The organism is Helicobacter sp. MIT 14-3879 (assembly GCF_003364125.1).
The window spans coordinates 1-7844 of the sequence record NZ_NXLP01000053.1 but is presented as its reverse complement, the minus strand read 5'-3'; the positions used below and the strand labels follow the sequence as shown (position 1 = coordinate 7844).

Below are 7844 nucleotides of genomic sequence, written 5' to 3'. Positions count from 1 at the left end.
ATTTTATCAAAGGGAATTTTCTCTGCATTATCGTATAAATCCACGTGATTAGCGTCTTTGATAATGAGTAATTCTTTGTTTTTACCCTTAAGCTTTTTGTAGGCGTCCTCGCTAAAATATTTGCTATGTGCCTTATCACCGTGTATCATAAGCACTGCGGCAGTGATTTCATCGCTGTATGCAAGAATGGGCATATTGATAAATGAGAGAGAAGAGGTGAGATTCCAATTGCCATTTGAGTTGATAGAGCGTGCGTGAAAGCCACGAGATGTTTTATAATAATCAAAATAATCCTTGATAAATTGCGGCTCATCTCCTTTTAGCTTTTGGGGCAAACCAGCAGCTAAAGCATAAGTGCCGCTCTTAAAGTCCTTTGTGCGTTGATTATTTAGGCTTTCTTTGAGCTTGTAACGCTCCTTTGCATTATCCATCTCATCAAAGTAGCCCTTAGCATTTACCCGAGACATATCATACATTGTAGAGGTTACCACCGCCTTAATCCTTGTGTCCATAGAGGCGACATTAAGGGCGAATCCGCCAAATCCACAGATTCCCAAAACGCCGATTTTATCCGCATTTACATTTGCTTGATTGCTTAAGAAATCTATCGCTGCACTAAAATCCTCTGTGTTTATATCAGGTGAGGCGACATTTCTAGGCTTACCCTCGCTCTCTCCTGTGTAGGAGGGGTCAAAGGCTAGGGTGATGAAGCCCTTTTGCGCTAAAGTCTGTGCGTAGAAACCAGAGGCTTGCTCTTTGACTGCTCCAAATGGTCCTGCGATTGCGATAGCAGGGAGCTTTTGTGCTTTATTTATCTCTTTAGGAATGTATAATTCCCCTACCAATGTAATCCCATAGCGATTGGTGAATTTCACCTTTTGCACCACTACTTGATTGCTTTTTTCAAAGACTTTGTCCCAATTTTCTGTTTTGTTTGTTTTGTCTGCTTGTGCCATTACTGCACCTCCTAGAAATAATGCTAACATCATTACAAAGCGAAAAACTTTATGTTTTAATGTCATCTGCGTCATTCTTATCCTTTTATTTTATTAAATCCGTAGCACACAATTTATTTTGTTGTGTTTTTTAGATTGGTATTGTGTTTTTTAGATTTTTAGAATCTAAAAATGATATTATAAAACCTGATAGCTAGTCTCTGTCAAGGGGAATTTAGCTACTTTTCATTATAATTTCACTATAATTTTTAAAACAACATAAAAGGTAAGCAATGCAAAAACAAGATGATTTAGATAAGCCAATAGGGCAGGATAGGCGTGCCACAGAGCAGCAAGACCTACACACTAAGCAAGAGGAAAAAGAAATCTCAAGCCACACACTAAAATCCCTAAAAAATAGGCTAAAAGATGAGCTTAAAAATAGAGTAGAAGATAAAATCCTAGAAGAAGCTAATGCCGAGCTTTTAATTAAGCTAATAGATAGGGCACAAACCACACAGGAAGCCCTTAGCATAGCTGCGCTTGGCACGACTTGGAAAAGAACAGGCTTTCATTTTGACAAAAGGCTTGAGAAGCAAGGCGATAGTATAACCTATCTAAAAAAAGATGAAAATTTAAGCTTTAAGAGTGCTTTTAACACAGGGAGTTTGGGAATAAGGGATTTAGGGAATCATTTATGGGCAAGTAATTTTAATGCAGGGAGTTTGGAGGCAGAGAATTTAGAGGAAAGAAATTTAGGGGCAAAGAATTTAGAGATAGGTAATGTAGAGATAGGTAATTTAGATATTTACAAGCAAAAGAATTGCCTGCTAGAAATTACGGGGGGGGGGGGGGCGTAGCCCGAATTTAACTCATCAACTCATTATTGGTGATAATTATCCTGCTCTTTTAAACCTCCTCATTACTTACAAAGAAAAAATCAAAGTCATTTATATCGACCCACCTTATGGCAAAGATGATTTAGGCGAGTTTGCTAAGACTAACTATGACAACGCCATAAGCAGAGATAATCTCCTCTCTATGCTCTATCCTCGTTTGCAGCTTGCTAGAGATTTACTAAAAGAAGATGGCGTGATATTTTGTTCTATCGATGATAAGAATCAAGCCTATGTCAAATGCCTCTTTGATGAAGTCTTTGGGGAGGAGAATTTTGTAGCTAATTTGGTGTGGCATTCTAAAAATAAGCCTAGCGGTAATACAACAGAAAATAAAAGCATAGATACAAGAAGTGAATATATTTTATGCTATGTAAAAAAAGAAATTGATATAAATAAGTATGAAAACACAGAAAAAGATTTACTCCAAAAGGGTTATGTTCTAACAGATGAATATTTTGAAGAACGAGGGCGATATAAGCTTACACCCTTAATGCACTCTTGTTCTGCAAGTAGTTTTCATTATTTAGAGAGTCTTGATTATGAAATACAAGCTCCAGATGGAACATATTTTAAAAATCATCAAAATATTAAGAAACCAAAATCTTACCGCTACACTTGGAGTAAGAAACTCTTTGATTTTGGCAATGCAAATGGATTTATAGAGTTTCAAAAAACAAGTGAAGGATTTTGGTGTGTATATAGGAAAATGTATGAATTTTGTGCGATAGATAATAAAAAATTAGAGATTATTTATAGAAAAAGCGGTAACGCCTATGATAACCTTATCAATGAAAGTAAATTTATCGAAAACATTTATAGTGATAGTGGAGCTAATGAAGTTAGAAATATAATGGGCGATAAAATTTTTGCTAATCCTAAGCCTGTTAATCTCATCAAGCATCTTCTTAGAATCTCCACTTCTCCAAATAGTAGCCTAGATTCTAATGCGGAAGTATCTTTGAGTGAGTTTATGGAGTGTCATTCTGAAGCTTTGCATAGCAAGGCTGAAGAATCTAGTAACCTTTGTCATTCTGAGCGTAGCGAAGAATCTCTTAGAGAATCTCAAGATTCTATAACAAAAGATTCTTTACTTGCTTTGCAAATTCAGAATAACAAAGTGAGAGATATTTCGCCTGTTTCACAGGCTCAATATGACAAAGAAAATCATTTTTCAAATGAAGATTCTAAAAACATTTCTTGTCATTCTGAACTTGCTTTAGCAAGTGAAGAATCTCATAATGTAAATAACGGAGATATTTCGGCTTTTGCTATGCAAAAACCTCAATATGACAAAGTGGATATTTCGGCTTTTTCAAAGCCTCGCACGAGCGAAGCTACAAGCCCCACTTGCAAATATGACAAAGTGGATATTTCGCTCTCCTCACGCCCTCGTGCGTGCCTCACGCAACTCACCCATACTTGCAATGACAAGCTAGATTCACAAAAATATGACAAAGGTGATTTGCAAGGAACTCACAAGCTAGATTCACAAGATGCAGAGGGCGATATTGTCCTTGATTTCTTTGCAGGGAGTGGCACGACAGGGCACGCTGTGCTAGAGCTTAATAAAGAAGATGGGGGCAGGAGGAAGTTTATCCTTATTACAAACAATGAAAAGACTCCTTTAAATCCTAATGGCATAGCCATTGATGTAACGACTAAGCGATTAAAAAGGATAATGAGTGGAGAGTGCTATGATAAGACTAAGTCTTTCAAATGGCTTGAAAAAAACAAGCCTTATGGGGATAATTTAGAAGTATGCCATATAGAAAAGCTAAGTCCTTATGCACAAAAAAGCGGAGAGAATGCCTTTGAGCTTATTGATGAGGAGCTTTATGGTTTAGCAAAATTTGACAATATAGAGGAGAAAATCGCTTGGATATGTGAGAACTTTGAGCTTACTACAAAGGCTTTAGAGGAGAAAAAATGACCCAAGCAGTGATTGACTTACAAAAAGAAGTGATACAAAAGCTTTTAGAAGCATTTGAAAACAAAAATGAAATCACTCTCAAAGCCCCCACAGGTAGCGGGAAAACCTATATGATGGCGGCTTTTATGGAGAGGGTTTTAAAGAGGGATAGTAGAGCGATTTTCATCGTTTCTAGCCTCTCAAAAGGGGCTTTGGGGGAGCAAAACTTCAAGGCATTTCAACGCTTTAGCAAGGATTTCAAGCATCTTAAGCCCTATTTGATAGAGAGTCAAAATATAGGAGAAAATGCCCTCTTTATCCCGCTTGAGTATAATGTCTATGTGTTGCCTAGAGATTTGTATAAGGAAAAAAGCAAACTCAAGCAAGGGGCTTTTGTGGGATTTTTGCGAAGTCAAAGAGAGGGAGAGGAATTCAAGCCCATACAAGAAAAAAAGATTTATCTCATCAAAGATGAATGCCATATTGCAACGAATAATTTAGATGATTTGATTATAAGGGATTATAGAGATACAAACAGAAAGTATTTTAGCAAGGTGATAAATATTTCAGCTACGCCTAAGCTCACAAAGGGGCAGATTCCAGATGTGGAGTTAAGCGAGGCAGAGGCAGTTACTGCAAGGCTAATTAAAGCAGTAGAGTATGATGAGGAGGAGAGGAAGCTAGAGGAGGGATTGAGCTTGGCTTTAGAGAGGTTTCTAAATCTTAAGAGGGAGTATCTTAAGCTAGGTATCAATCCCTGCTTTATCATTCAAATCTCAAATAAACAGAGGGCTGATGAGGAAATAAAGAGGATTAAGAAGATTCTTTCTCAAGTGGAGTTTTCAAGCCTAAAGTGGATGTATATAGTCGATGATAAAAACTCAAGCGATAGCAATGATGAGCTTAAGGCAAAGAAACTACCCCTAAAAAAATGGAAAAATTATGCCAGAGAGAATACAAGCACCATAGACATTATCATCTTTAAAATGGTAATTAGCGAGGGGTGGGATATACCTAGAGCCTGTATGTTGTATCAAATGAGAGATTCTAAATCTAGGCAGTTAGATGAGCAAGTCATCGGTAGAGTGAGGAGGAATCCCTGTCTTTTAGAGTTTGAATCTTTAAGTAAGAGAGAGCAAGAACTCATCACTAAAGCTTATGTGTATGGAATCAAGCCAAAGAATGAGGGCAGTATAGCAGTGCGTCTGCAAGGAGAAAGAGGGCAAGGAGAAGAAGGACTTTTTACAAACCTAATCCAAGAGGAGCTAAAAATCCACACAACAAGGCTAAAGAGAATAACAACAACAAAGAAGCTAGAGGTAGAAAAAATCCTAGAAAATGAGACTGAAAGCAAGAAAGATATATTTAGTCTGTATGCACAACTCAAAACTCATAAAGAATTGCAAAAAGAGTGCTACCATTATATGCTAGGGGCTGATGATGAAAGGGAGAGGGTGCAGAGGTGGTTTGCATTTAATAATCATTTCAAGGCTATAAAAAAGCAATGCGATATTCTAATGCAAGATTATGAGGAGAATATAGAGCTAGAGCCCTTAGAGAGTGTGCTACCTTTTGAGAGCATAGTATCTAAGAGTGCTTATGAAATGAGTGGGTTAGGGCGATGGATATGGCAGAGGCTAGATAGGGAGAGTAGCTTTTATTTTGATAGTAAGAGTGAGCTAGAATGGCTTAACTTTCTAATGGATTTAAGAGAGGAAAATGCCCCAAATAAGGAGGGGAGCAAGCAGGGAAAATTAATAAAAAGCATAGCCATTAATACAGAAGATATTTATCTTTTAGGAAAAAACTTTCCTTTTAGGTCTTGCTTGAAGTTTGAATACTACTTGGAGGGCTATCATTTTTCTTACCCTGATTTTATTTTAAAGGATTGGAGGGATAGAATCCATCTCTTTGAGGTAAAAAGCCTCAATATCGCTAAAAATATGAATATTGACAATAGAGAATATGAGGCAAAAATACAAGCCCTAAAGCAATGCTATAAAGCAGTAGCCTCAAAAACAGGCTATCACTTTTATCTGCCTATGAAAAAAGGAAAGAGTTGGGATATTTGGTATGCAGGTAATTTATACACAAAGCAAAGCCTAACTAAAGATATGCTAAGAGATATGCTAAAAAAGCCTAACTAAAACCTCATAAGTGGATTTAACTTAGTGTCTTTGAATAGGTATGCTAAAAAAGAAAAGCCTAACTCAAACTAAGCTAGAGAGATGCTAAAAATAGTGTGCTAGGGTGATGAAAGCTTTTAAGTGTGAAATAAAAGTATGAAATAAACCTTATCTAACTCTAATAGAGAGAGGCACACTTGCATTTCATAGTTTTAGCGTGAAATAAACCTGAAATTATCTAACTCATTTAGAAACATCAGCTATGGCGATAGAAATTTTTAGGACGATGAGAGTTTTTGGCGTGAAATATCTTATATCTAAATCTTATCTAAAATCCTTATCTTATTTAAAAACTCTTTCCTATCTAAAATCCTTTCACCCAAAAACTCATCTCTTATCTAAAATCCTTGTCTTGCCTAAAATTCCTAAACTAAACACAGATTCTAAGCACAAAAATAAAATGCCTAAAATTGCTATTTTTAGTGAAGTTTTAAGAAATTTATAGCTCTCTCAAGGGGTGATTAGAAAAAGATAAGTTTTTAAGAAAAGAGCTTTAATAGAGGGGGCTTTTAAAAAGCAGGATTTAAAATTCGATTTAAACAGATTTAAAAAACATTGAGGTTTAAAATAAAAGATTTAGCCTTTATGTAAAATTAGGTTTAGCAAACATTTGGATTTAGTAAGGAATTGAAACTAAAGAGGGGGTGAAAGAGCTTTGTATATAAAATAAGTGTAGGTTAAAAGGAGGCTAGAAAAAAATGAGTTTTTAAGAAAAGAGCTTTAATAGAGAGGGCTTTTAAAAAGCAAATGTAGCACATACCCCCCCCATTAATTAGTTTTGAGAAATGGCAGTCATTGATACTATACACCCAAATTCACCCTAGCATATATTAGTTGCTTTAGAGAAATAGAAGTAAAGCAATTTATTCTAACTCTTAGCACATACTTAAATTAGCTACTTTATACAATTAGCTTTAATGAGCTTAAAAAAGTTTAATGAAAATACCTTAATATAAAAGCTTAAAAAAGTGCTTGTTAAAAGCAATAAAACATACAAAATAACAAAACTAAAGCTTTAATGAGTTTAGAAAATGAGCCTTAAAAGTTAATATAAAGAACTTTAAAAAGTAGGTTGTTAAAAGTAGGGTAAAAAGGGGCTTTTAAAAAGCAGGGAATTGGCTCTGCTAGATTTAAGTTTTAATGGGGTTTAAGGAGTGAGTTTAAAAAGCTTTAAAGCATAGTTTAAAAATAGACAAGGTTAAATCATATTTTAGATTCTATGAGGTTAAAGGAATTAAGTCAAAGTAGATGAGCGAATCATTAAGAAATAATTGGAATCTTTTGTGTTAAAACCTTTGGTTAAAGAAACTTAAAAGATTCTACACTTAGCCTAATTTAAGAGTTTTATTGAATCTTTAGATTCTTTGCTCTTTTAGAATCTAGCATAAAAGATTCTTATAGATTCTTCACTTTGCTTTGCAAGGTTCATAATGACAAGGTAATGACACTATTATTAATGTTAATTTAGTTAAAATTTGACAACTATATTTTAGTTTCTTTGCTAAGGACTTATGAATGACAGGATTGGGTTAAAGCATTGAGGATATTAATGGATTTTTCATTTGTCATTCTTAAGGCTTTAGCCGAAGTATCTTAAAGATTCTACATAAAAGACTATTCACTTTCGCTACGCTCAAATTCAGAATGACAAGGATTCTTATTTGTCATTGTGAGCCTACTTTCCCCTTAATCATACTAAGACTCCTTCTTTTGTCGTTACTTTGGGCAAAGCCCGAAGTATCTCTAGTCTATAAAGTGATATTTTATCATTGAAGTATCTCTAATAGAATCTTTTGAGAATCTATACTTAACTTAGCTTAATTTAAGAGTTTTATTAAAGCTTTAGATTCTTTGCTCTTTTTAGAATCTAGTAGAAGAGATTCTTCACTTTGCTTTGCAAAGTTCATAATGACAA

The 7844-nt window shown here is 35.1% G+C and carries 5 protein-coding genes; 4 read left to right on the top strand and 1 reads right to left on the bottom strand.

Features of this window, described 5'->3' with window-relative positions:
• On the bottom strand, positions 1-1022 hold a 1022-nt coding region (locus CQA44_RS10435; protein ID WP_181881874.1), incomplete at its 3' end, for an alpha/beta hydrolase.
• Between the two features lie 206 nt (positions 1023-1228).
• On the opposite strand from CQA44_RS10435, the gene CQA44_RS10430 reads away from it, so the two are divergent.
• From CQA44_RS10430 to CQA44_RS10410, 4 genes are all read left to right on the top strand, one after another.
• On the top strand, positions 1229-1795 hold the full coding sequence (locus CQA44_RS10430; RefSeq protein WP_115547177.1) for a hypothetical protein: 567 nt from the start codon (positions 1229-1231) through the stop codon (positions 1793-1795).
• Positions 1796-1817: 22 nt separating this feature from the next.
• Positions 1818-3764 carry a DNA methyltransferase gene (locus CQA44_RS13305; protein ID WP_309544893.1) on the top strand — a complete coding sequence of 649 codons (1947 nt, stop codon included), beginning with the start codon at positions 1818-1820 and terminating at the stop codon, positions 3762-3764.
• Entirely contained in the window at positions 3761-5890 is a 2130-nt protein-coding gene (locus CQA44_RS10415; protein WP_115547176.1) for a DEAD/DEAH box helicase, read from the top strand. The genes CQA44_RS13305 and CQA44_RS10415 overlap by 4 nt, the downstream gene beginning before the upstream one ends.
• 241 nt (positions 5891-6131) lie before the next feature.
• Positions 6132-6374, top strand: a complete 243-nt coding sequence (locus CQA44_RS10410) for a hypothetical protein (protein ID WP_147289791.1) — start codon at positions 6132-6134, stop codon at positions 6372-6374.
• The last annotated feature ends 1470 nt before the right edge of the window (positions 6375-7844 follow it).

Coding starts and splice junctions, on each gene's coding strand:
- CQA44_RS10430 (WP_115547177.1), top strand. CDS start 1,229: ATGCAAAAACAAGATGATTTAGATAAGCCAATAGGGCAGGATAGGCGT.
- CQA44_RS10415 (WP_115547176.1), top strand. CDS start 3,761: ATGACCCAAGCAGTGATTGACTTACAAAAAGAAGTGATACAAAAGCTT.
- CQA44_RS10410 (WP_147289791.1), top strand. CDS start 6,132: ATGGCGATAGAAATTTTTAGGACGATGAGAGTTTTTGGCGTGAAATAT.